The 22,867-nt window shown below is 68.8% G+C and carries 21 protein-coding genes; 16 read left to right on the plus strand and 5 right to left on the minus strand.

What is annotated here, in order from left to right; all coding sequences use genetic code 11:
• Positions 1-437: isocitrate lyase/phosphoenolpyruvate mutase family protein (locus ACO1BU_RS29945; protein ID WP_424139641.1), on the minus strand; the 437-nt coding region annotated here is incomplete at its 3' end.
• 215 nt (positions 438-652) lie between these two features.
• On the opposite strand from ACO1BU_RS29945, the gene ACO1BU_RS29950 reads away from it, so the two are divergent.
• Genes ACO1BU_RS29950 through ACO1BU_RS29975 form a run of 6 tightly spaced genes read left to right on the plus strand, consistent with a single transcriptional unit; the run spans position 653 to position 6,025 of the window.
• Positions 653-1,360: an SRPBCC family protein gene (locus ACO1BU_RS29950; RefSeq protein ID WP_424139622.1), complete on the plus strand. Its 708-nt coding sequence runs from the start codon at positions 653-655 to the stop codon at positions 1,358-1,360.
• Positions 1,353-2,255, plus strand: coding sequence for an AAA family ATPase (locus ACO1BU_RS29955; RefSeq protein WP_481133250.1), 903 nt, complete (start codon positions 1,353-1,355; stop codon positions 2,253-2,255). Before ACO1BU_RS29950 ends, ACO1BU_RS29955 begins: the two co-directional genes overlap by 8 nt.
• Positions 2,252-3,409, plus strand: coding sequence for a vWA domain-containing protein (locus tag ACO1BU_RS29960; protein WP_424139623.1), 1,158 nt, complete (start codon positions 2,252-2,254; stop codon positions 3,407-3,409). The genes ACO1BU_RS29955 and ACO1BU_RS29960 overlap by 4 nt, the downstream gene beginning before the upstream one ends.
• Entirely contained in the window at positions 3,406-3,726 is a 321-nt protein-coding gene (locus tag ACO1BU_RS29965; protein ID WP_424139624.1) for an XdhC family protein, read from the plus strand. Before ACO1BU_RS29960 ends, ACO1BU_RS29965 begins: the two co-directional genes overlap by 4 nt.
• Positions 3,723-4,406, plus strand: a complete 684-nt coding sequence (locus ACO1BU_RS29970; protein ID WP_424139625.1) for an XdhC family protein — start codon at positions 3,723-3,725, stop codon at positions 4,404-4,406. Before ACO1BU_RS29965 ends, ACO1BU_RS29970 begins: the two co-directional genes overlap by 4 nt.
• Positions 4,403-6,025, plus strand: coding sequence for an NTP transferase domain-containing protein (locus ACO1BU_RS29975; RefSeq protein WP_424139626.1), 1,623 nt, complete (start codon positions 4,403-4,405; stop codon positions 6,023-6,025). The genes ACO1BU_RS29970 and ACO1BU_RS29975 overlap by 4 nt, the downstream gene beginning before the upstream one ends.
• Positions 6,026-6,054: 29 nt before the next feature.
• On the opposite strand, the gene ACO1BU_RS29980 is transcribed toward ACO1BU_RS29975, so the two are convergent.
• Positions 6,055-7,326, minus strand: a complete 1,272-nt coding sequence (locus tag ACO1BU_RS29980; RefSeq protein ID WP_424139627.1) for an amidase — start codon at positions 7,324-7,326, stop codon at positions 6,055-6,057.
• 78 nt (positions 7,327-7,404) lie between these two features.
• Here ACO1BU_RS29980 and ACO1BU_RS29985 point away from each other — a divergent pair, with 78 nt between their 5' ends.
• The 6 genes from ACO1BU_RS29985 to ACO1BU_RS30010 all read left to right on the plus strand — a co-directional run bounded on the left by ACO1BU_RS29985 (position 7,405) and on the right by ACO1BU_RS30010 (position 12,018).
• Positions 7,405-7,890, plus strand: a complete 486-nt coding sequence (locus tag ACO1BU_RS29985) for a hypothetical protein (protein ID WP_424139628.1) — start codon at positions 7,405-7,407, stop codon at positions 7,888-7,890.
• Positions 7,887-8,237 (plus strand): hypothetical protein, encoded by a 351-nt coding sequence (locus ACO1BU_RS29990; protein ID WP_424139629.1) that lies wholly within the window; start codon positions 7,887-7,889, stop codon positions 8,235-8,237. The genes ACO1BU_RS29985 and ACO1BU_RS29990 overlap by 4 nt, the downstream gene beginning before the upstream one ends.
• Before the next feature lie 7 nt (positions 8,238-8,244).
• Positions 8,245-9,510 carry an MFS transporter gene (locus ACO1BU_RS29995; protein ID WP_424139630.1) on the plus strand — a complete coding sequence of 422 codons (1,266 nt, stop codon included), beginning with the start codon at positions 8,245-8,247 and terminating at the stop codon, positions 9,508-9,510.
• Positions 9,510-10,487: a Gfo/Idh/MocA family protein gene (locus ACO1BU_RS30000; protein ID WP_424139631.1), complete on the plus strand. Its 978-nt coding sequence runs from the start codon at positions 9,510-9,512 to the stop codon at positions 10,485-10,487. The genes ACO1BU_RS29995 and ACO1BU_RS30000 overlap by 1 nt, the downstream gene beginning before the upstream one ends.
• A gap of 100 nt (positions 10,488-10,587) precedes the next feature.
• The gene (locus ACO1BU_RS30005) at positions 10,588-10,938 is read left to right on the plus strand and encodes a RidA family protein (RefSeq protein ID WP_424139632.1); all 351 of its coding nucleotides are present in this window, start codon (positions 10,588-10,590) and stop codon (positions 10,936-10,938) included.
• A 285-nt stretch (positions 10,939-11,223) separates the two neighbouring features.
• The gene (locus ACO1BU_RS30010) at positions 11,224-12,018 is read left to right on the plus strand and encodes a CHAP domain-containing protein (RefSeq protein ID WP_424139633.1); all 795 of its coding nucleotides are present in this window, start codon (positions 11,224-11,226) and stop codon (positions 12,016-12,018) included.
• Positions 12,019-12,135: 117 nt separating this feature from the next.
• Here the strand turns inward: ACO1BU_RS30010 and ACO1BU_RS30015 are convergent, their stop codons facing one another.
• Both ACO1BU_RS30015 and ACO1BU_RS30020 read right to left on the minus strand, forming a co-directional pair.
• Positions 12,136-13,506, minus strand: a complete 1,371-nt coding sequence (locus tag ACO1BU_RS30015; RefSeq protein ID WP_424139634.1) for a PleD family two-component system response regulator — start codon at positions 13,504-13,506, stop codon at positions 12,136-12,138.
• Positions 13,507-14,073: 567 nt separating this feature from the next.
• Positions 14,074-15,258, minus strand: a complete 1,185-nt coding sequence (locus ACO1BU_RS30020) for a pyridoxal-phosphate-dependent aminotransferase family protein (protein ID WP_424139635.1) — start codon at positions 15,256-15,258, stop codon at positions 14,074-14,076.
• 161 nt (positions 15,259-15,419) lie between these two features.
• Here ACO1BU_RS30020 and atzD point away from each other — a divergent pair, with 161 nt between their 5' ends.
• From atzD to ACO1BU_RS30035, 3 genes are all read left to right on the plus strand, one after another.
• A complete protein-coding gene (gene atzD, locus ACO1BU_RS30025) occupies positions 15,420-16,559 on the plus strand; it encodes a cyanuric acid amidohydrolase (RefSeq protein ID WP_424139636.1) in 1,140 nt (379 codons plus the stop codon).
• 98 nt (positions 16,560-16,657) lie between these two features.
• On the plus strand, positions 16,658-19,585 hold the full coding sequence (locus ACO1BU_RS30030) for an FAD-binding and (Fe-S)-binding domain-containing protein (protein ID WP_424139637.1): 2,928 nt from the start codon (positions 16,658-16,660) through the stop codon (positions 19,583-19,585).
• Positions 19,582-20,157: a DUF924 family protein gene (locus ACO1BU_RS30035; protein ID WP_424139638.1), complete on the plus strand. Its 576-nt coding sequence runs from the start codon at positions 19,582-19,584 to the stop codon at positions 20,155-20,157. Before ACO1BU_RS30030 ends, ACO1BU_RS30035 begins: the two co-directional genes overlap by 4 nt.
• Positions 20,158-20,218: 61 nt before the next feature.
• Here the strand turns inward: ACO1BU_RS30035 and ACO1BU_RS30040 are convergent, their stop codons facing one another.
• Positions 20,219-21,508, minus strand: coding sequence for a hypothetical protein (locus tag ACO1BU_RS30040; RefSeq protein ID WP_424139639.1), 1,290 nt, complete (start codon positions 21,506-21,508; stop codon positions 20,219-20,221).
• Between the two features lie 505 nt (positions 21,509-22,013).
• On the opposite strand from ACO1BU_RS30040, the gene ACO1BU_RS30045 reads away from it, so the two are divergent.
• Positions 22,014-22,867 (plus strand): outer membrane protein (locus ACO1BU_RS30045; protein ID WP_424139640.1); only part of this gene is annotated, 854 nt, incomplete at its 3' end.

The raw sequence follows: 22,867 nt of genomic DNA on the forward strand, positions 1-22,867 counted from the left end.
TTCGCCGCGAAATCCTGCGGGTCGGCCAGCTTCTTGTCATTCAGATGCCCGCACTTCTTGGGCAGCAACTGGTCTTCCAGCTGGACCGCCGCCGCCCCCGCATCCTCGAAGGAGCGGACCATGTGCATGACGTTCAACGCCTCGCCGTAGCCCGTATCGCCATCGACCAGGGCCGGAAGGGCCGAGGCCCGGGCCACCTGGCGGATGTGCCAGCAGACATCCTCCACCGTGATCATGCCGAGATCGGGCAGGCCCATATTGGCCGACATCGCGGCACCGGAGATGTAGAGCGCCTCGAATCCCGCCCGCCTGGCCAGCAGCGCCGCCATCCCGGTATGGGCGCCGGGCATGCGCAGGATGCCAGGGCGCTCCAGCAGCGCGCGAAAGCGCTGACCGGCCGGAAGATCCGGAACGTCCTCTCCGATCACATAGGGCATGGGCACCTCCGGGATGGCTGTCGCGGGGCGCATGGAACGGCGCGGGCCAGTTCCGGCAGAGGGCGCCTCCGTCATTCGCCGAAGCTAGCACCCACCCCCTTCGGGGCCAAATGCGCGGCATTCAGCCCCGCTATCGTCGGGAGTGCCCTTTCCCAGCGCCCGACCTGCGCCTAGTTTGCGGCGCGACACGGATCGGCAACAGGGGAGACTGACGCATGGACATGACGGGGAGCCGCCGTATCGAGGCCCCGCGCGAGCGGGTCTGGGAGGCGCTGAACGACCCCGCCGTCCTCCAGGCCTCCATCCCTGGCTGCGAGTCGGTGGAGCGGACCGGCCCTGACAGCTTCGAAGCCAAGGTCGCGGTCCGCATCGGGCCGATGTCCGCCCGGTTTGGCGGGAAGGTCACGCTCACCAATGTGAACCCGCCCGCGGGCTACACCATCACCGGTGAAGGCCAAGGCGGCGCCATGGGCTTCGCCCGCGGCGGCGCGGATGTCTCCCTGATCGAGGAAGGCCCCACCACCACCACGCTGAACTACAATGTGAAGGCGCAGGTCGGCGGCAAGATGGCCCAGCTCGGCGCCCGGCTGGTGGACAGCACCGCCCGCCAGATGGCGGATCAGTTCTTCGACCGCTTCGCCGCTCAACTCGCCCCGGCGCCCGCGGCGATCCCGGAGGTTCCTGTAGCGGCTTCCGCGGCCTCGGACACCGTACCAACGACGCCGGATGCGATCAGCACCACCGGCCAGCCCGTCACGGAGCGCCGCACCGCCGTCGCGCAGATGCGCCCCGCCACCGCGACGAGCGGCCTGATGGCTGCCCTGGCCGCCATCCCGCGCCAGCCCTATGGCCTGCCGATCACCTTCTGGATCGGCAGCGTGCTCTGGCTGGGCGTTCTGGGGCTGCTCTTCGTCATTGGCTGAGTTCCCGCCCAAGGACGTCGCCGCCACCCAGGCCATGCTGGAGGCCGGCGGCTATGTCGCGGACCGGGCGCTCGCCACCACGGTCCATCTCGCCCTCGCCATGGGCCGCCCTCTGTTGCTGGAGGGCGAGCCCGGTACCGGCAAGACTGAGATCGCCAAGGTCCTCGCGGCACAACTCCCGCGTCGCCTGGTGCGGCTGCAATGCCACGACGGCATGGACCTGGCTTCCGCGGCTTATGAATGGAACCACGCGCGCCAGCTGATGGCGATTCGGCTGGCCGAAGGCAAAGGCGAGCACGACCGATCCGCCTTGGAGCGCGGTCTCTACGACCGCCGCTTCCTGGAACCGCGCCCGCTGCTCCAGGCGCTTGAGGGCAGCCCTGCCCTTCTCCTGATCGACGAGCTGGATCGCGCGGATGAGCCCTTCGAGGCCTTCCTGCTGGAGATCCTGGCCGACTTCCAGATCACTGTGCCGGAGCTCGGCACGATCCGGGCCGAGACGCCGCCCGTGGTCGTCATCACCTCCAACCGCACGCGGGAGGTGCACGACGCCATCCGGCGCCGCTGCCTCTATCACTGGGTGGACTACCCAGATCCCGTGCGGGAGCGCGCCATTCTGGAACGTCGCGCGCCGGAAGTGCCCGCGGCGCTTTCCGCCCAGGTGGTTGCCTTCGTCCAGGGCCTGCGCGGCGGGGACGCCTTCTTCAAGCCGCCCGGCGTGGCTGAGACGGTGGACTGGGCCCGCGCCCTGACCGCGCTGAACCGGCGGGAGCTGGAGCCGGCAGCCGCCGAGGCCACGCTGGGTGTGCTGCTGAAATACCAGGACGACATCGCCAAGCTGCGCGGCGCGGAGCTGGCCCGCCGGGTGGAGGAGGCGCGCGAGGCGACCTCTTGAGCGCCCTCGCCGCCAATCTCCTTGCCTTTGGTCGGATGCTGCGCCGCGCGGGTCTGCCCGTCGGCCCTGCCGAGACCCTGGCCGCCTCTGAGGCACTGGCCCATATCCCGGTATCCGACCGTGCCGCGTTCAAGGCAGCGCTGCGTGCGACCATGGTCCACCGGCGCGATCATTTTGAGGTCTTCGACAGCGCCTTCGACCTGTTCTGGCGCGACCCGGATGCGCTGGTCCGTCCGCCCGGTGAGGACGACCCGCCGCCGGAGACCCTGCCGCCGGCTTCACGCCGCGTTTCCGAGGCCATGCCCGGCGGCAGCCCGCCTTCGGCCCCCGCGGGTGAGCCGGAACGGCGGGAGGACTCCGCCCTCACGGTCAGTGACCGCGAGCGCCTGAACCGGCTCGATTTCGAGGCCATGACGGCCGAGGAGCTGGCGGCCGCCAAGCGCGAGATCCGCCGCCTGACCCTGCCGCTCGCCGAACGCCCGACGCGCCGGTTCCGTCCGGATCCCTCCGGCCCGCGCGTGGACCTGCGCGCCACGATCCGCCAATCCATGCGCCTGGGCGGGGAGATCGCCACCATCGCACGGCGCCGCCGCATCACCCGGCCGCCGCCGCTGGTGCTCCTCTGCGACGTCTCGGGAAGCATGGCCCGCTATGCGCAGATTCTGCTCCATTTCCTGCACGCGGTGGAGAACAACAGGGACCGCGTCCACAGCTTCGTCTTCGGCACGCGCCTGACCAACATCACCCGCGCGCTGCGCAACCGCGACCCGGAGGTCGCCTTCCAGGCCGTCTCGCACATCCTGCCGGACTGGTCCGGAGGCACCCGGATCGGGGAGGCGCTGGACCGCTTCAACCGCCTCTGGGCCCGCCGCGTTCTCGGCCAGGGCGCGGTGGTGCTGCTGATCACCGATGGGCTGGACCGAGGCGGTGCCGAGGGGCTTTCCGAGGCCGCCGAACGCCTTTCGCATTCCTGCCGGCGCCTGATCTGGCTCAACCCGCTCCTGCGCTATGCCGGGTTCCAGCCCCGCGCTGCGGGCATACGTGCCCTCCTCCCGCATGTTCACGAGCATCGCCAGGTGCATAATCTGGACAGCCTGCGAGCCCTGGTCGCGACCCTTTCCGCGGCCGGGCCGAATAACGGGAGATCCGCATGAGCGGTACCGAGGACATCCTGGAAACCGCCCGCGCCTGGCGCGCCGAGGGGGAGAAGGTCGCCTTGGCGACCGTGGTCGAAACCTGGGGCTCCTCTCCCCGCCCCGCCGGCTCCCGCCTGGCCGTAACTGGCAGCGGGCGGCTCGCCGGCTCCGTTTCCGGCGGCTGTATCGAGGGGGCGGTGGCCGACATCGCGAAGCAGGTGATGGAAACCGGCACGCCGCAACTCCTGGATTTCGGCATCACTGACGAGCGTGCCTGGGAAGTCGGATTGGCCTGCGGCGGCAAGCTGAAGGTCTTCGTGGAACCGCTGGCGTGACCCCCGAAACCCTCGCCCGGCTCCAAGAGGCCCGCGCCACGCGCCGACCCGTGGCGCTGCTCACCCGTCTGCCGGATGGCGCCCAGCATCTCTATCCCGACGTGTCGGTGCCTTCCTCCCTGGCCGAAGCCGCCGAGGCCGCGTTGCGGGACGACCGCGCCGGCCCGGTGACGGTCGAGGACGTCACCTGGTTCGTCCAGCCGCAGACGCCGCCGCCGCGGCTGATCATTGTCGGTGCCGTGCATGTCGCGCAGGCGTTGGTACCCATGGCGGCCGCCGTCGGGCTGGCCGTGACCGTCGTGGACCCGCGCCGCGCCTTCGCGACGGAGGAGCGCTTCACCGGCGAGGTTACGCTGGTCGACGAATGGCCGGATGACGCGCTGAACGCGCTGAAGCCCGACTCGCGCACGGCCATCGTGACCCTGACCCATGATCCCAAGCTGGACGACCCGGCGCTGGATGTCGCTCTGCGGTCCGATGCCTTCTACATCGGCGCCCTCGGCAGCCGCCGGACCCATGCAAAGCGCGTGGACCGACTGACCGAGGCCGGGCATGGCCCGGAAGCCATCGCCCGCATCCGCGCTCCCGTGGGGCTGGATATCGGCGCTGTCACGGCGCCGGAGATCGCCCTTTCCATCATTGCCCAAGTGGTCGCGGCTCGCCGGGGTAGGCTCCAATGATCTTTGGTCCCACCCCGCTGGAGGAGGCGCGCGGCGCCATTCTTGCCCATACGCTGCGCCTGCCGGACCGCGTGCTGAAGAAGGGCACTGTGCTGGATGCGGAGGCGATCGATGCCCTCCGCGCCGCCCGGCATGGCGAGGTCATCGCCGCCCGGCTCGAGTCCGGCGACGTACCGGAGGACGAGGCGGCGGACCGGATGGCCAATGCCATGCTCCGCCCGCTGATCGCACGCAGCCGTGCCGCGACCGGCCGCGTGAACCTGCTAGCCGAGGCCCGCGGCCTGCTTCGCGTGGATGTCGCCCTGATCGACCGGCTGAACGCGCTGGACGAAAGCCTCACCCTCGCCACCCTGCCGGATTTCACCGTGGTCGAGCCGAAGGACATGCTCGCCACGCTGAAGGTCATTCCTTTCGCCGTGCCCGGTGGCGCGCTGCAGGTGGCCGAGGCCATGCTGCGCGGCGCCCCCGCCCTCACCCTGCATCCGTTCCGCCCGCTCAGGGTTGGCCTCGTGACCTCCGAGCTGCCGGGGCAGAAGGAAAAGGTGATCGAGAACGGCGCCGAGGCCACCCGCGCCCGGGTCGAAGCCCTGGGCGGCACGCTGCTGCCCCACGAGCGCTGCGCCCATGAGACGCCCGCCGTCGCCGAGGCTTTGCACCGGCTGCGCAAGGCCGGCGCCGAGATGCTGCTCGTGCTTGGTGCCTCCGCCGTGGTGGACAGGCGCGATGTCGCCCCGGCCGCGATTATCCGGGCCGGCGGCACGATCGAGCATTTCGGCATGCCGGTGGACCCCGGCAACCTGCTCTGCCTCGGCCGGATCGGCGAGATCCCTGCCATGGTCCTGCCGGGCTGCGCCCGCAGCCCCAAGGTGAACGGCTTCGACTGGGTGCTGGAGCGCCTTTTCGCCGGCATCCCCGTCACACCGAAATCCATCATGCGCATGGGCGTGGGCGGGCTGCTGAAGGAAATTGAGACGCGCCCCCTGCCCCGCGGCGACGCCCCGAGTACCCCCGCCGTCAAGGCGCCCCGCCGCCCGCGCAAGGTTGCCGCCCTGGTGTTGGCCGCCGGCCGGTCCCGCCGCATGGCACCCCTGAACAAGCTCATGGTCGCGGACAAGTCCGGCCACGCCATGATCGCCCGGGTGGTGGACAATGTGCTTGCCAGCCGCGCCCGCCCCGTGCTGGTCGTGACCGGCCATGAGCGTGAGCGGGTCGAGGAGGCGCTGGCCGGCCGCCCCGTGCTGATGACCCATGCCGAGTCCTATTCCGAAGGTCTCTCCGCCTCGCTCAAGGCGGGCATCGCCGCCCTGCCGCCGGATGTGGAAGGCGCGCTGGTCATGCTGGGCGACATGCCGCTGGTCAGCCCGGCCATGCTCGATCGTATCGTCGCGGCCTTCGACCCGGAGGAAGGCCGCGCGATTATCCAGCCGACCTTCCGTGGCAAGCAGGGCAACCCGGTGCTCTGGGGGCGCGAGTTTTTCGAGGAGATCCTCTCCATCACGGGCGATGTTGGCGCCCGCCACCTGACCGGCCATCACGGCGACCGCCTGTTCAATGTGGAGATGGCCGATGACGGCGTGCTGCGCGATTTTGACACGGTGGAGACGCTGAAGGGGCTCTGAGGCGCAGCCTGCGCCTCAGAGCCTGCGCCTCAATGCAGCGCAGCCTCGGACCATTCTGCGTGGGCGAGCAGCGCCGCGTCGGCCCCGATCCGGCCGACGAGTTGGACCCCGAGCGGCATCCCGTTCGGCCCCTTCCCGGCTGGAAGTGTCACGCAGGGGGCGTGCAGCGAGGTCCAGAGAAGGTTGCAAACGGCTTGGCCCGTGGATTCCAGCCCTAGCGGCGCCTCGTCCTGCGCGCTTGCCGTCAGCACCAGATCGTACTCCGCCATGAAGTCGCTATAGGCGCGGCGCGCCGTGGCCAGCGTGCCACGCGCCTCGGGCAGGGCCTGTTCCGGCAGGGAGCCGGCCCATTCCATCCGCTCCCGCAGGACGTCGGAGATCCGCTCCGGCGCAGTCGCCAATTCCCAGGCCAGCGCGTGGCGCGTCTCGCCCTGCATCACCACCTGATGGGCCGGGACAGCCGCCGCCACGGCCTCTGGCATGGCGGGCCGGGTGACCCGCGCGCCGGCGGCCGCGAGGACGCCGGCGGCCTTGTCCAGCAGGCTCATCGTCTCAGGCGAAAGCAGGGACTCGTCATGCGCGGGGATGAGGGCGATGCGCGGCGCCGCGCTGCGCTGGCCCAGCGCCGCCATCCAGTCCAGCCCGGCACAGGCGCCAGCCAGCATGGCGCAGCCCACCACGTCCCGCGCCATGGTGCCGATCGTGTCCAGTGTCTCGCTCATCACCTTCATGCCGGCCCGGTGGATCAGCCCGTAGCTCGGTTTGAAGCCGGTGATCCCGCAATAGGCCGCGGGGCGGATCACCGAGCCAGCCGTCTGCGTGCCGAAGGCCAGAGGAAAGAACCCGGCCGCCACGCCTGCCGCAGAGCCCTGGGAGGACCCGCCGGGTGTTCGGGCCGAGTCATGTGGGTTGGTGGTCGGCCCGGGATGCCGGGTGGCGAATTCCGTCGTCACGGTCTTGCCGGCAATGATTCCGCCAGCGGCCTGCATTCGCGCCACGCTGGCCGCATCGGCGCGGGGGCGGTGGCCCTCCCAGATCGGGGAGCCATAGCCACTGGGCAACGCCGCCGTATCAAGCACGTCCTTCACCCCGACCGGCAGCCCAGCCAGGGGGGAATCGGTCCGGGCGGCGGCAGCGGCTGATCGCCAGCCGGCCTCGTCCAGCGTGGCGAAGGCGCGGACGATGCCTTCACGCCGGGCTACGCGGTCGAGCAGCGCCTCGGTCAACTCAACAGGCCGGAGATGACCCTCGCGCAGGCGGCGCAGCAGGGTGGCGGCGGGAAGGTCGGGCAATTCGCTCATGGGCAATCCTCGGCGCATTGTCCGGGGGCTGGTCAAGCCCTGACCTTTGGTCGGGTGGCTCCCCACCTTCCACCCATCATGCCCGCCGCCTACGCCATCCCCTTCCCGCCCGAAGCGACCCCGACCGTCACGCCGCGCGCCCTTCTCTCCGCCTGGGAAACGGCGCGCGACGCGGCAGCGGCGGCTCTGGAGGGCCCGCCCCGCGCCTTTCGTTTCAAGGGGCGGACCGCGGACGCGCCGCCACTGGATCTGCTGCTGGAGGACCGCGACGCCTGCTGCTGGGCAGAGGCGATCGATCGCCGTATTGGCCTGGACCATGCCGAGGGACTGGCCATTCTTCTGCGCCTCCTCGCGCTGCTGGAGGTAATGGGCCGGGCTCCCTGGATGCGTGGCCTGTTCGACATCGGCCGGGAGGGAACGGTGCTGCACCCCGATCTTCTTCGGGCCGCCGCGACGCAGCCCCTGGACGACGCGGCCCGCTTCGATGAAGAGGGGTTGCGGCACCGCCTTGCGCGGCCGAGCCTGAAGACGCCGAGCAGAATTCCCGGAGCGACTCCCGTATGAAGTTCCAGTCCCAAGCGCTCCTGGCAGCCGCTCTGCTGGCGGGACTCGCGGCCTGCGCCGAGCCCCCGCCGCCCGCGACCGGCCCGCAGGGCGCGCGTGCCGCCGTGAACGCCGCCTGCCGCGCGGAAGCTGAGCGCGTCGTGCGGTACCGTGATCGCGGCCAGCTCATGCGGCAGGACGACTACAACGCGCGGGTCGGCACCACCTCCTATCTTGGGCCGCAGGTGATGACCGACCAGATCGCCCAGATCTATGACCGCGACCGCATGGCCGCGGAATGCGTACGGGGTGCAACAGGGGCTGAGTCGGCGCGCGCGCCGGCCGGGGGCGCGACCCCGCGGCGCTGAGGCGCCCGTGCCCAATCTCTTTGCCCGGATCGTCGCCGGGCCACTCACCCGGGCCCTGTCCAGCCGCAACGCCCGCATCTTCTTCGGCGCCAGCCTTTGCGCCTGGACCGGCCTCTGGATGCACCGGATCGGGGTGGCCTGGCTTGCCTGGGAATTGTCGCACAGCGCCGCCTGGGTCGGGCTGATCGCCTTCGCGGACCTCGCCCCCGCCGTGCTGGTCAGCCCCATTGCCGGCGCCGTGGCGGACCGTGTGGACCGGGTACGCCTCACCATGGTCTCGCAGAGCGTCATCGCGATCGAGGCCGCGGCGGTCGCGAGCCTGACGGCGACGGGGCACATCTCCATCGGCCTGCTCTTCGCCCTTGAGATGGTCAGCGGCACGGCCGCCTGCTTCGCCCAACCGGCGCGGCAGACCCTCATTCCAGCGCTGGTCGGTCGCGACAACCTTCCGGCGGCGGTGGCGGCCAACAGCCTGCTGTTCAATGTTGCCCGCTTCATCGGCCCGGGTCTCGCGGGCTTCGTCATCGCAGGCTGGGGCGTGGCGCCGGCCATCCTCTGCAATGCGCTCGGGCATGGCTTCGCCACTCTGTCCATGCCCGGGCTCCGCATCGATCCGGCGCAGCGGCGCGGGCATGCTGCGACGACGTCGCTTCTCTCTGAGACGCTTGAGGGGGTCCGCTACGCCGCCCGGCATCCTGGGCTGGGCCCCATCGTGGCCTTCTCCGCCCTTTCCTCCGTCCTGCTCCGCGGCGTGCAGGAGATCCTGCCGCCCTATGTGGACAGGCTCTTCGGCCGCGGCGCCGAGGCCATGGCCCTGCTCACCGCCTGCTTCGCCGTCGGCGCCCTCGTCACGGGGTTGCTCGTCGCCTCCCGGGGGCGTCTGGCGGGCACGACCCGCATCGCGGTCCTCGCTATCCTCGCCCAGATCCTAGCCACGATCGGCTTCGTGGCCACCGGGCATTTTGGCTTCGCCCTGTTCTGCGGCGCGGCCATCGGCGCAGCGGCCTCGGCCCATGGTATCTCCGTCCAGATCCTCGCCCAGACGGCGGCCTCGCCGGCAATGCGCGGGCGCATCATGTCACTCTGGGCCCTGGTCACCCGCGCCTGCCCGGCTCTGGGCGCCCTCATCCTCGGCACGGCCGGGGAGGTGCTGGGGCTGCGCCTGCCGACCCTGATGGCCGCCGCCCTCGCCCTAGTCGTCCTGGTCTGGGGTATGTCGCGCATGGGCGCGATCGCGCGCTCCCTGGAAGGCTCGAAGGAGAAGGTTCAGTGATGCTCGACGCGGCCTTGGTCGGGATGGGGCGCTGGGGCCAGACCCTGGTGAACAGCGTGCAGGGGCGTGAAGGCACCGGCATTCGGTTCGTGGCCGGCGCCACGCGCACGCCGGATAAGGCTCGTGCCTGGGCGGCCGAGAAGGGGCTGGACCTCCTGCCCGATCTGGATGCCGTGCTGGCGGACCCGCGCGTGAAGGCCGTGGTGCTGGCCACCCCGCACCAACAGCACGCGGAGCAGGTGATCGCCGCCGCTCGCGCCGGCAAGCATGTCTTCGTCGAAAAGCCTTTCACCCTCTCCAGGGCAAGCGCCGAGGCCGCAGTGGCGGCCTGCCGGCAGGCTGGGGTGGTCATGGCGCTCGGCCATAATCGCCGCTTCCTACCGGCCGTGGCGGAGATGAAGCGCCTGCTCGCCGAGGGAGCCCTTGGCACGCTTCTGCATGTTGAGGGCCAGATCAGCGGCGCGGCGGCCGATTCTTGGAAGACAGGCATGTGGCGTGCCGATAAACACGAGAGCCCGCTCGGCGGCATGGGCGCCATGGGCATCCATATGATCGACATGATGATCAACTTGGCTGGCCCGATCGAGCGGGTATCGGTGATCAGTCAGGCGCAGGTGCTTACCAACGGGTTGGACGACACCACGGCCATGCTCTGCCGCTTCCGGGCAGGCCCCACAGGCCTTTTCGCCACGCTGGCCTCCGCTCCGCGGGTCTGGCGGGTCGCCCTTTTCGGCACGCAGGGCCGGGTGGAACAGCGCGACATGGAGACACTCGTCTTCCAGCCACGCGACGGGCAGGGCTGGGAGCGCCGCTTCGATCCGACGGATATCGAGCGAGCCGAACTGGAGGCCTTCGCTTCAGCCGTCGCGGGCGGTCCGGCCTATCCCTTGCCGGTGGAGGAGGCCATCCATGGCGTCAGCGTCTTCGAGACGATGATCCACGCCAATGCGAGTGGCGGGCCTGCCCTGGTTGCCTGATCCCGTAACTTGCGGGGGGCTCTACCGGAGCGACGTCTTGCCGCCCGCCCTTTTCGCGCCCTAGAAGCCCCGCGCCATTCCGGCCTCGGAGTTTCCAGACATGAGCGCGATCCTTCGCAAGGGCAGCGGCCCGATTCTCTCGACCTCGGTCGAGTATCATGGCTTCGTCTACCTGGCGGGCCTCACCGCCGACGACCTGTCGCAGGACGTCGCCGGGCAGACCCAGCAGATTCTCGACAAGATCGACGCCGCGCTCGAAGAGCATGGCACCGACAAGACGCGCCTCCTCCAGGCCCAGATCTGGCTGAAGGACATTCGCGATCGTGACGCCATGAACAAGCTCTGGTCGGCCTGGCTGCCCGCCGGTGGTGCTCCGGTCCGCGCCTGCGTTCAGGCCAACATGGCCGACCCGCGGCACCTGGTGGAAATCATGGTCACCGCCTGCCGCTGAGCGGCCATGCGGAACGGTGTTGGAATCCAACATCGTTCCGCAAACCGTGCGTGGCCTCCATGCCGCAACACTGTGGCAGCAGGTTCGAATAGCCGCTTTCCTAGGAATGCTCTCCCCATCGCGAAACTGCGAGCCGGTTCCAGGCGGCGAATCACGCCAGATTGCGTCTTGAAACACCCTCTCCCGTTGCTCCGGTTTCATTGCAGCCGGTAACACGGGCGTGACCAGTGCCTCTACGGGCAGGCCGGCCTAGCCGGCAGAAGAGCACGATCTTGGGGGATCTACATGCAGGCACGAAGCACGACCGTTGCGATGCTCGCAGTTTGCGGCCTTGTCTTCGCACCGCATCTGAGCGCCACGGCCGAGGCTTCGTCTCCTAACCGGGGCGGTGCGAAGCATGTTTCGGCCCACCAAGCCTCCGGTCCGTCGGGCCGCCAGGCCCATATCGAGGCCCGTCCGGTGCGCGCGACCAGCTCCAAGGCAGTCATGCGGCGCGGCGGCAGCGCTTCCCGTCAGGCGGGGCCTAGCTTCGCAATGGCGACCTCCCGCGGCGGCATTTCCTGCGTGCCCTATGCCCGGATGGTCACCGGTATGGATGTCACCGGAAACGGCGGCATGTGGTGGCATAACGCTGCGGGCCTCTATCAGCGCGGGCACCGGCCCGAGCCGGGCGCGGTTCTCGTCTTCCGCTCCTCGGGCGGAATGCAGGCCGGCCATGTGGCCGTGGTGGAGCGCCAGGTGAGCTCCCGCGAGATCACGGTTCATCACGCGAACTGGGAGGGCCCGGGCATCCGCAAGGGCACGGTCACCCGGAACATTTCGGTTGTCGACGTGTCCGACGCCAATGACTGGACCGCGGTGCGCGTGCAGGTCGGGCTGGATTCCGGCAATTACGGCCGGGTTTATCCGACCTACGGCTTCATCTTCAACCGAGCCGAAGGCGCCCCAGGATCTCGCGGCCCGATGATGGTGCGCAACGGCGGCGCGATGGAGGAAGTGGCGGAGGCACCCGCGCCCAGCTCGCATCTCCGCTTCATCAACACCGCGGTCGGCGGGCTCGGGATCGAAGCCAGCGAGTAGGTCTTTCGTTTAGCCACGTCGATGGCAAGGAAAAGGGGCGGCGGGCCGATGGCCCGCCGCCCCTTTCGCATTTGCGCAGCGCGTCACGGCCGGCCGCTGCGCCCGCCGTGGTCAGGACTAGGAACTCTCCTGCCCCCAGTCCGAGGGCAGCGCCATCTCAACCCGGTTCCGGCCGTTCGCCTTTGCGCGGTAGAGCGCCACATCCGCCACTGAAGCCAATCGGTCCACCGTGCAATCCGCTATGGCCACGGCAACGCCGATGCTGATGCTCACCGGCAGGGTTTTGTCCCCCAGGAGAACCGGTTCCGCGCAGACTGCAAGGCGCAGCCGCTCGGCGACCATGCCCGCGTCATCGGGCGGCTGAGGCGCCATTGCGACGACGAACTCCTCCCCGCCGAAACGCGCCACCACATCTACCGCCCGCACATGCAAGCGAAGGCGATCCGCCACTTCCCGCAGCACTGCATCGCCGATTGCATGGCCATAGGTGTCGTTGACCGACTTGAAGTGGTCCACATCGATCAGGAGCAGCGTGGCACCACCGGCGCGAAGCAGCCCTTCCAGATGCCGCAACACGTAGCGGCGATTCCGCAGCCCGGTCAGGCTGTCGGTGACAGCCATTTCAAGGCTGCGCTGGAGATCGGCGCGCAGCCGCTCCTGGTAGCGCTTGCGGCGGATTTGGTTGCGCGCGCGGGCGCGCAGCTCGTTTGCGTCCACCGGCCGCAGCACATGGTCGTTGGCGCCAAGGTCGAAGCCCCGCAGCACTTGGTTCCGCTGGTCCGCATCGGCCACAAGCAGGACCGGCACCTCGCGCATCGAGCTCTGGGCCCGCATACGGGAGGCTAGGCGGAGCCCCTCCCCGTCATCGAGCCAGAGGCTGACAACAGCGAGGTCGAACTCTTCGTGCAGCAGCCTGTCCCAGGCGATATTCACATCGGCCGCCCGGGTCACCACGAGGCCGTCCTGGGCGAGGATGGCCGAGAGCGTCTGAGCCTCGGCATTGTCCTCGGTTGCCAGCAAGGCGCGCGCACCGGCGACGCTGCGCGAAGGGTCCGGCATGGGCTCGAAGCCGAGATCCTTCGCCGTCTCGGTCCGAAGGCGGAAGGCGTCCAGCACCTGCTTCGTCCGCAGCAGCGCCCGCAGCCGCGCAAAGAGCGTTGCGTGATCCACCGGCTTCGACAGGAAGTCGTCCGCTCCCGCCTCCAGCCCCCTGACCCGCTCGGCCTGATCGATCAAGGCGGTGATCATCACCACCGGGATATGAGCCATCTGCGGCGATGCCTTGAGAAGGCGGCAGACCTCGTAGCCGTCCATTCCCGGCATCATCACGTCCAAGAGGATGACGTCCGGCGCCCAGGACTGAGCTAAGCGAAGCGCCTCCGGCCCGGAACTGGCCAGGGCGACCTCGTAGTACTCGGCGTTGAGGCGGGCTTCGAGAAGCTTAAGGTTGGCGGCGATATCGTCGACCACCAGGATACGCGCTGTCATTTCTAGCCTGCCCGACGGCCGCGTCCAGGATTTTGCATCCTCGCACGCCCCCGCCCGACACAGTGGCAGCACCGTGCGACATTAAGCATTGGCAGGCACGACTTTGATCAAGACCTGACGAATCCCGCCTTCCGGAGTTCCGGTCTTCATAACGTGTTCCGCACCGGTGAGATACACAAGACCGGCGCGGCCGGCACAATGCCTGCGCCTGTGGAGAGCAGGAAACCGCCTCGGCGCTTCAGGGATTGCGCTGCCCCAAACTGACTGTGCCGTCCTTGGCCGGGTATCGAGGCTGGACGCTGCCGACCGACCGGCAGTACGACGCCACGCTGCGCCGCACGGCCGCTGGCGCCCCCGTGCAGCGGCCTCGCGGAGCGAACCTACGCAAGGCCGGTTCTGGGCGACTCCGCGCGCCGAACTCACGGAAACGTCGCCGTCCCGGCGCGACTGCCGGAAAACCGGGCCGGAATCGCTCTCCGGCGCCGATAGGCATGCCAAAACCCCGTCGAGGCAGCCCGTAAGCTCAGGCGGTGGGCTGCCTGGAGCAAGCCCGGCGCGGCTTCCCTATCAGGCGTTGCCCGCCAGAAAGTCCATGGCGGCCTTCACCCCACCAGCCTGATGCGGCACTCCCGCCACGCGCAGCCCCATCTCCACCCCGCCCAGCGTGCCGAGCAGGGAGAGGTCGTTGAAACTGCCCAAATGGCCGATGCGGAAAACCTTGTCGTTCAGCCGCCCCAGACCGTTTCCAAGCGACATGTCGAAGCGCTCAAGAATGGCGGCGCGTAGCGCGTTGGCCGAATGGCCCTCCGGCATGCGGACAGCGGTGAGGGCCGAGGAGTAGTGCCGGGGCTCGGCGCATTGCACCTCCAGGCCCCAAGCACGCACAGCGCGGCGCGTGGCCTCTGCATGGCGGTCATGACGGGCGAAGACATTGGGCAGGCCCTCAGCCATCAGCATGTCGAGCGCCGTGTCCAGCGCGTAAAGCATGTTGGTGGCGGGCGTATAGGGGAAGTAGCCTGTGGCGTTGGCGGCCAGCATCGGCTTCCAATCCCAGAAGCTGCGCGGAAGCTTCGCGCTCTCGGCCGCCTTCAGTGCCTTCTGAGACACGGCATTGAATGACAGGCCGGGGGGCAGCATCAGCCCTTTCTGGCTGCCCGAGACGGTGACGTCGACGCCCCATTCCTCGTGGCGGTAATCGATGGAACCGAGGGAGGAGATGGTGTCCACCAGCAGCAGCGCCGGATGGCCCGCCGCGTCCATGGCCCGCCGCACCTCGTCGATGCGGGAGGTGCAGCCCGTGCTCGTCTCGTTATGGACGACGCACACCGCCTTGATCTCGTGCTCCCGGTCGGCCCGGAGCGCCGCCTCGATGGCCGGCGCGTCCGCGGCCCGGCGCCAATCGGTCTCCAGCAGGCGGGGCTTCAGGCCCAGGCGCTCCGCCATCTCCTGCCAGAGATGGGCGAACCAGCCCGTCTCGCACATCAGCACCGTGTCGCCGGGCGAGAGCGTGTTCACCAGCGCTGCCTCCCACGCGCCAGTCCCGGAGGCCGGGTAGATGATGACCGGGCCGCTGGTGCCGAAGACCGGCTTGAGCTTCTCCAGCACACGGCTGCCCAGCACACCGAAGTCCGGGCCGCGATGATCCATGGTCGGGTTGTCGAGCGCCCGCAGGACACGGTCCGGCACATTGGTCGGGCCGGGAATCTGCAGGAAATGCCGGCCGTTCTCGGGCCGGGAGGTGAAATAGGCCATGGGCGTCCTCCGCTCTGCCCGCCGGTCTAGCGGTTGCTCCCCTGGGGCGCCAATGAGTTCGGCGCGTTCCATTGATGAGCTTCATGGATGATGGGGCGCCGCCCCCTTCCCCTTCGGCCGGATTGCGGCACCCTGCCAGCCGCACCCTTCCAAGGACCACCATGACTCTGACCGACGCCCCCGCCTCTGGGATGACCCGCCGCGCCGTCCTGCATCGGGTACCCATGGCCCATCCCGGCGACATGTCAGCCATCGAGGTCCTGATCGATGCGGGGCGGCTGGACCCGGCATCAATCGTCGCCATCCTTGGCAAGACTGAGGGAAATGGCTGCGTCAACGACTTCACGCGGGCCTATGCGGTGGCCGAACTAGGCACGATGCTCGCTGCCCGCCTCGGCGTCTCCCGCGACACGGTGCTCGAGCGGGTCGCCATGGTCATGTCGGGCGGCACTGAAGGCGGGCTCTCGCCCCATTTCCTCGTGCTCGCGGTAACAGAGTCACCCGACCGTCCCGTGCCGGGCGGGGCGCTCGCGGTCGGCACGGCCTTTACGCCGTCCTTCCGGCCGGAGGAGATCGGCCGCATGCCACAGCTCGAGGCCACCGCGGACGCCGTGCGGAACGCCATGCGGCATGCCGCCCTGTCGGATCCGGAACAGGTGCATTTCGTGCAGGTGAAATGCCCGTTGCTAACCACCGCCCGGGTGGCCGATGCGGCGTCCCGTGGCCAGGATGTCGCGACCGCGGACACCTATGAGTCCATGGGTCTGTCGCGCGGCGCCTCGGCATTAGGAGTGGCGCTTGCCCTCGGCGAGGTGGCGCCGGAGAAGCTGTCGGACGCGGCGATCGGGGCCGATCTCTCCCTCTGGTCCGGCCGTGCCAGCGCCTCGGCAGGGGTGGAACTGGTGCGGAACGAGGTGATCGTCTTCGGCGTCAGCCCGCATTGGGCGGGCGACCTGACCATTGCCCATGCCGTGATGAAGGACGCCATTGACCTGCCGGCGGTGCAGTCTGCCTTGCGGGGCGTGGGGCTTGGCGCGGCAAGCGGGCAGCTATCGCCAGAGCAGGCTGAACGGCTCGTGGCGCTGCTGGTGAAGGCCGAACCCTCCAGCACCGGCAGCATCCGCGGCCGGCGCCACATCATGTGGGACGACAGCGACATCAACGCCACGCGCCACGCGCGCGCTTTAGTGGGCGGGGTGGTCGCGGCCGCGGTGGGGCGGACGGATCTTTTCGTCTCAGGCGGGGCGGAGCATCAGGGGCCGGATGGCGGCGGGCCCGTGGCGGTGATCGCCCGGCGCTGACGCCGCGCCGATGAGCGCGGCGCGTCCGAGCGATGAGCATTATGGATGCGACGGGCTGGCCCGGCCCCGCTAGGTTGGGCCCGCAGGAGACGCCTTGAATGAACGCCATTACCCGGTCGCGCATCGCCCCCGGCGACAGCCGCCTCGCCGCCCGCCTGAAGCGGGAAACCCAAGGCGAGGTGCTGTTCGGCGCCGGCGACCGAGGCCGTTACGCCACCGATGCCAGCATCTATCAGGTGGAGCCGATCGGGGTGCTCATCCCTCGCACGGTGGAGGACGTGGCTGCCGCCATGGCTATTTGCCGCGAGGAAGGCGTGCCTGTCCTGCCCCGCGGCGGTGGCACCAGCCAGTGCGGCCAGACCGTGAACCGGGCGCTGGTGCTGGATTGCAGCAAGCACCTGCGGAACCTGGTCTCGGTCGACAAGGCTGCGATGCGCGCCACGGTACAGCCCGGCATCGCGCTGGGCGCGCTGAACGACGCGCTGAAGAAGGACGGGCTGTTCTTCCCGGTTGACCCCTCCACCTGGGCGCGCTGCACCATCGGCGGGATGGCGGCGAATAACTCCTGCGGATCGAAATCCATCCGCTACGGGCTGATGGCGGATAATGTGCTGTCCATTGACGCTATCCTGCCCGGCGGTGAACGCTTCGCCTTCGGCGAGCTGCCTGACAATCTTGGTGAGGGCGTGCCCGCCACAGTGGCGGAGCTCGTGAACCGCCTGCGTGCTCTTGGAGCGGCCGAAGCGGCCGAGATCGCCGCGCGGTTTCCCAAGGTGCTGCGCCGTGTCGGCGGCTACGATCTGGAAGCGCTGACACCCGAGGCTCGCAGGCAAGGCCGCGGCAATCTGGCGCGCATCCTCGTGGGCAGTGAGGGCACCCTTGCCTTCTCCGCCGGGCTGGAGCTGAAGCTTTGGCCGATCAAGCCGCGCAAGGTGCTGGGCATCTGCCAGTTCCCGACCTTCCGCCGCGCCATGGAGGCGTCGAAGCACCTCGTCACACTGAATCCGGAGGCGGTCGAGCTGGTCGATCGCACCATGATCGATCTCGGCCGCTCCATCTCCATTTACCGCGACACGATCGACAAGATCGTGATCGGCGAGCCGGACTCCCTGCTCATTGTCGAGTTCCACGGGCATGACGACGCCGCCCTGCTGCGCGACCTCGCGCGGCTGGAGGAGATGATGGGCGATCTCGGCCTGCCCGGTCAGGTTGTGCGCGCCACCGATGCCGCCTTCCAGGCCGCCATCGCCGAGGTGCGCGAGGCCGGGCTGAACATCATGATGTCCATGAAGGGCGACGGGAAACCCGTCTCCTTCATCGAGGATACGGCGGTGCCGCTGGATGACCTGGCCGAGTACACGGAGCGGCTGAACGACGTTTTCGAGCGCCACGGCACCAAGGGCACCTGGTATGCCCATGCTAGCGTCGGCTGCCTGCATGTCCGCCCCGTGTTGAACATGAAGGACGGCGAGGATGTGCGCCGAATGCGGCAGATCGCGGAGGAATGCTTCGCGCTCGTCCGCGAATACAAGGGCAGCCATTCCGGCGAGCATGGCGACGGCATCGTTCGCTCCGAATTCCACGAGGAGATGTACGGCCCGCGCATCGTCCGCGCCTTCGAGGCGGTGAAGGACGCGTTCGATCCGCAGGGCCTGATGAATCCCGGCCGCGTCGTGCGCCCGCCGCGCATGGATGACCGCACGCTGTTCCGCTACCCGCCCGACTATGCCGCCGATCCGTCCGTCACGCCGGTGCTGGACTGGTCGGCCTGGCCGGGGCCGCAGGGCGGTTTTCTCGGCGCCGTCGAGATGTGCAACAATAATGGCACCTGCCGGAAGTTCGACGCCAATGTCATGTGCCCGAGCTTCCGGGTCACGCGGAATGAGCGGGACCTGACGCGGGGCCGCGCCAATACGCTGCGCCTGGCGCTGACAGGGCAGCTTGGCCCCGAGGCCCTCGCCTCCGACGATGTGGCCGAGGCGCTCTCGCTCTGCGTGTCCTGCAAGGGCTGCCGTCGCGAATGCCCGACTGGCGTGGACATGGCGAAGATGAAGATCGAGGCCCAGTATGCCCGTGCGAAAAAGCACGGCGTCTCCGCCAAGGATCGGCTCATCGCCACCCTGCCGCGCTGGGCGCCGATCGCCTCGCGGGCGCCATTCCTGGCCAATGCGCGGGAATGGGTGCCCGGGGCGCGGAGCCTGGGCGAAAAGGCGCTGGGCTTTGCGCGGGAACGTGCCCTTCCCCGCTTCTCCCCCAATCCCTTCCGGGACACGCTGGACGACGCCCCTGCCCCGCGTGGCGATGTCCTGCTGCTCGCCGATACCTTCAACCGCTATTTCGAACCCGAGAACCTGCACGCGGCCCGCCGCGTGCTGCGCGCCGCCGGCTACCGTGCCGTGCCGGCCCGGGTGGCTGAAGGTGCGCGACCGCTCTGCTGCGGCCGCACTTATCTGGCGGCCGGCATGGTGGATGAGGCGCGGGCCGAGGCACGGCGAACCCTGGATGCGCTCTCCGGTTCTGACCTGCCGGTGTTGGGGCTCGAGCCCTCCTGCCTCCTCACCCTGCGCGACGAATTCAAGTCGCTGCTTCCCGGTGAGGCAGCGGACCGGCTGGCGGACCGCGCGATGCTTCTTTCGGAGTTCCTGGTCCGGGAAAAAGCGGAACTGCCGATGAAGCCCGTCGCCGCGGCCGCCCATATTCACGGCCACTGCCATCAGAAGTCCTTCGGCGCCTTTCCCGACGCGGTGAAGACGTTGCGCCAGGTGCCCGGGTTGGAGGTCAAGCCGATCACCTCCTCCTGCTGCGGCATGGCTGGCGCCTTCGGCTATGACGCACGGCGCGTCGAGGTGTCGAAGGCCATGGGCGAGCTCTCCCTTGCCCCGGCCGTAAGGGCCGCGCCTACGGAGGACCTGATCGTGGCCGACGGCACCTCCTGCCGGCACCAGATCGCGGATCTGACCGGACGCACCGCGCTGCATTCCGTGCGGGTCATGGAGATGGCGCTGGACAGGGAGACGGTCGAATGACCCGCCCCGAGGATGTGCTGGAAACCTGGTTCGAGGGGGAGCCGGGCACATATCGGGAGCGCTGGTTCAAGCTTGATCTCGCTTTCGACGAAGCGTTGCGGCAGCGTCTCGGCCCGGCCGCCGAAGCAGCGTTACGGGGCGAGTTGGAGGACTGGGCGGAAACGCCGAAGGGCGCGCTGGCCCTTTGCATTCTGCTGGACCAGCTGCCGCGCAACCTTCATCGCGGAACGGCGCGCGCCTTCGCGGCTGATCCGCTGGCCCGTGCCGTGGCAAGGCGCGCGGTACTGGGCCGTGCCCAGGACCTGGCGCTGACGGAGGTGGAACGGATCTTCCTCTACCTGCCCTTCGAGCACTCCGAGGATCAGACGGATCAGGATCTCTCCGTTGCCCTGTTCGAGGGGCTGCGTGACGACCCGCTGCATGCCCGGCCGGGTGGCACAGTGGATTATGCCTGGCGGCATTGGCGCATCATCCGGCGCTTCGGCCGCTTCCCGCATCGCAACGCGGCCCTTGGCCGTCCGACCACATCGGAGGAGGCCGCCTTCCTTCAGCAGCCGGGGTCCTCCTTCTGAAACGTAAAAGGGCCGGGCGCGGCCATTGCCACGCCCGGCCCCTTCAGGACCTCGCCTGCCGTCAGAAGGCGACGCTCAGCCCCACATGCACGGCGGAGAAATCACTCTTGCCGTCGATGTAGCTCGCGGCGAGCCGGATCGGCGTACGGCCACCGGTCTGCAGCGTGACGCCATATTCCTGCCAGGAGGACACCGCCGTCCGGTCGCCCGTCACGCGCGTATCGACGAACGAGACGCCGAGATGCAGCGGCACGCCGAAGGCCTCGCCGACCGGATGGGACAGGCTCACGCCATTCCGGTAGAACTGGTTCTGCAGGTCGTAGCGGATGTTGTAGCCACCGAAGTCATAGGGCTTGGTCTGGTAGTAGGCGACCGTGTTGCCAATCGCGAGCGTGAAGTCGGACGGCAGGCCGATGCGCAGATCGCTGGTGACCGAGCCACCCACGGCCTGCGAACCACGGCCAAGATTCTTGGAACCGGCGATGCCGTAGCGCAGCACGGGGGTCAGGGCCCATTCCAGGCCGGGCCGCCGCAGCACAACCTGCCGCACGCCGAGCCCCGCCGATCCCTGGTAGTGGTGAGCTCCCTCGGTCTCGTAATAGGCGATCGGCACGTCCAGGAAGACTTCGGTGCCGTTGGCCGCATTGTAGTACGAAGCCCGGAGCGGCAGGGTCACCGCGTCCACGTCGAACTGGCCGCTGGTCGAGCCTGTGTAGAAGGCGCCGACGCTGAAGCGGAACCCGTCCGGCCGCGTCGTGTCGGTGCCGAGCAGGGCACCAGAGGGCGCAGTGCCGGCCAGGAAGTCGGATGCGACCATCTGCGGCATCAGCGCGGTCGGGTTGCCGGCGATGGGGTCATAGATGGTGGTGGCCACGGCCTCCTGCACGACCTGGGTCAGCGTCGCACGGATCGAGTTCTGCACTTCGGCCGGGAGAGTCGCACGCACCTCGGCCGGCAGCGCGCTGATCGGGTCGCCCGAGGTGACCGCGCCCGAGAAGAACTGACGGAGCTGGTTCTGCGTCTGGCCCGCTGTCTGGCCCTGGAAGGCCACCGAAGAATTGGTACCGGGCACCGTCAGGATCGCCGTGGTCGTGCCCGCTGGTACGGTGATGGGGAGCGTTAGCCCAGCAAAGTTGACCGACGCATTCACTGCAGTGCCGGCGCGGAACTCGGGGAAGATCGAGCGGATGCCGCTTCCCTGGAGGAGAGAGAGGGCGCTCTCAACGCTGGAGAAGGTCCGGGTCTCCGTCCGGCCGTTTACCGTCAGGTCCACGGCGAACTGCGCCTGGGCCGCCGTAGAAACCCCCGACAGTGCGCCGACAAGGGCCAGGGCGGCGATTGGGCGATGCATTAAATCAGATCCTCCAAGATCAATTCGAGCGGGTGACGGGAAAGTGACTGACCGTTTCTCAGAACGCAACGAGGGTTCGGCCTAGTTGCGGCTTTGCCGCAAGCATGTGCCCTGAATGACACTGCGTTTGCCTGGAGCTGGGCGTCTTAGCCGCCCTGCCTGACCGATCCAGGCCCTCAGAACTTCCAGCGCCCCACTTGGTGATCGAGGAGCAACAGGCAGCGGGCTAAAAAACCACACTGCCGTTAGCCTTCGCCGTTGCAGGACGACGCGTACACAACCACGAGATGTAGTTTTCCCCATTCCGTCAACTTCAACGCAATGTCCAGGCGGAATTGATGCCAGCCTGGCTTATGCAGCCAGCAGAACGGAATTGTGGCAGTTCTGCTACAGTGGGCGCGAATGACGGCACGCTGGATTGAGGCGCCTGACCGGCAGACGCATGTGGGCTTCCTGGCTGATCCGTTTCTAACGGCGGTTGGCCAACACACGAGGGAAAACTGAAATGTCGTTCCGTAAGGCCCTGCTGGCCGCCACAGTTTTGGTGGTGCCGGCTACTGCGATGGCCCAGACTCCCTTCCAGCCCGTGACGGGCCTCTACATCGCCGGCGGTGCCGGCGCGAACTGGCTTATGGACCGTGACCTCGAGACGCGGGGCGGCAACCGTACCTATCTCAACAGCCTGAATGCCGGTTCCACCGGCGAGAGCCGCCATAACACTGGCTGGGGCGGCCAGGTCGCGCTCGGCTGGGGCTTCGGCAATGGCGTCCGGGCTGAGATCGAGGGCAACTACCGCCAGAACGAGGTTGATAAGTTCGGCGGCTTTGGCGGCCCGACCACCACGCGCGCCTTCCGCTCCATCGATGGCGACATCCGCCAGTATGGCGTGATGGCCAACGCCTACTACGATTTCGTCATCCCCGGCTTCCCCGTGCAGCCCTATATCGGCGGCGGCGTGGGCTATGTCTGGACAGAATATGACGGCGTGCGTGCCACCCGCGCCACCCCGGGCGGCAACTCCCTGGTGATCGACGACACGGATGGCAAGTTCGCCTGGCAGGGCATCGCCGGTGCGGCCTATCCCGTTGCGGCGGTTCCCGGCCTCGCGCTGACGCTCGAGTATCGGTACATGGGCACGCTGGAGCCGAAGCTGGACGGCCGGGTGGTGAGCCCGACCGGCGCGACGGTCGCGCGTGGCGACTTCCGCGCCGACCAGGCTGAGAACCACTCGGTGATGCTGGGCATCCGCTATGCCTTCAACACGCCGCGTCCGGCCCCGGCCCCCATCGCTGCTCCGGCTCCGGCCGCTGCTGCTCCGGCTCCGGCCCGCACCTACCTGGTGTTCTTCGACTTCGACCG

This window comes from Roseomonas chloroacetimidivorans, from assembly GCF_049629625.1.
GTDB classification, from domain to species: Bacteria; Pseudomonadota; Alphaproteobacteria; order Acetobacterales; family Acetobacteraceae; genus Roseomonas; species Roseomonas chloroacetimidivorans.

What these genes read in the sequence shown, in the direction of transcription:
- ACO1BU_RS30035 (WP_424139638.1), top strand. Translation starts at nt 19,582, where the DNA reads ATGACCCGCCCCGAGGATGTGCTGGAAACCTGGTTCGAGGGGGAGCCG.
- ACO1BU_RS29950 (WP_424139622.1), top strand. Translation starts at nt 653, where the DNA reads ATGGACATGACGGGGAGCCGCCGTATCGAGGCCCCGCGCGAGCGGGTC.
- atzD (WP_424139636.1), top strand. Translation starts at nt 15,420, where the DNA reads ATGACTCTGACCGACGCCCCCGCCTCTGGGATGACCCGCCGCGCCGTC.
- ACO1BU_RS29990 (WP_424139629.1), top strand. Translation starts at nt 7,887, where the DNA reads ATGAAGTTCCAGTCCCAAGCGCTCCTGGCAGCCGCTCTGCTGGCGGGA.
- ACO1BU_RS30030 (WP_424139637.1), top strand. Translation starts at nt 16,658, where the DNA reads ATGAACGCCATTACCCGGTCGCGCATCGCCCCCGGCGACAGCCGCCTC.
- ACO1BU_RS29980 (WP_424139627.1), bottom strand. Translation starts at nt 7,326, where the DNA reads ATGAGCGAATTGCCCGACCTTCCCGCCGCCACCCTGCTGCGCCGCCTG.
- ACO1BU_RS30020 (WP_424139635.1), bottom strand. Translation starts at nt 15,258, where the DNA reads ATGGCCTATTTCACCTCCCGGCCCGAGAACGGCCGGCATTTCCTGCAG.
- ACO1BU_RS30010 (WP_424139633.1), top strand. Translation starts at nt 11,224, where the DNA reads ATGCAGGCACGAAGCACGACCGTTGCGATGCTCGCAGTTTGCGGCCTT.
- ACO1BU_RS30015 (WP_424139634.1), bottom strand. Translation starts at nt 13,506, where the DNA reads ATGACAGCGCGTATCCTGGTGGTCGACGATATCGCCGCCAACCTTAAG.
- ACO1BU_RS30000 (WP_424139631.1), top strand. Translation starts at nt 9,510, where the DNA reads ATGCTCGACGCGGCCTTGGTCGGGATGGGGCGCTGGGGCCAGACCCTG.
- ACO1BU_RS29975 (WP_424139626.1), top strand. Translation starts at nt 4,403, where the DNA reads ATGATCTTTGGTCCCACCCCGCTGGAGGAGGCGCGCGGCGCCATTCTT.
- ACO1BU_RS30005 (WP_424139632.1), top strand. Translation starts at nt 10,588, where the DNA reads ATGAGCGCGATCCTTCGCAAGGGCAGCGGCCCGATTCTCTCGACCTCG.
- ACO1BU_RS29965 (WP_424139624.1), top strand. Translation starts at nt 3,406, where the DNA reads ATGAGCGGTACCGAGGACATCCTGGAAACCGCCCGCGCCTGGCGCGCC.
- ACO1BU_RS29985 (WP_424139628.1), top strand. Translation starts at nt 7,405, where the DNA reads ATGCCCGCCGCCTACGCCATCCCCTTCCCGCCCGAAGCGACCCCGACC.
- ACO1BU_RS30040 (WP_424139639.1), bottom strand. Translation starts at nt 21,508, where the DNA reads ATGCATCGCCCAATCGCCGCCCTGGCCCTTGTCGGCGCACTGTCGGGG.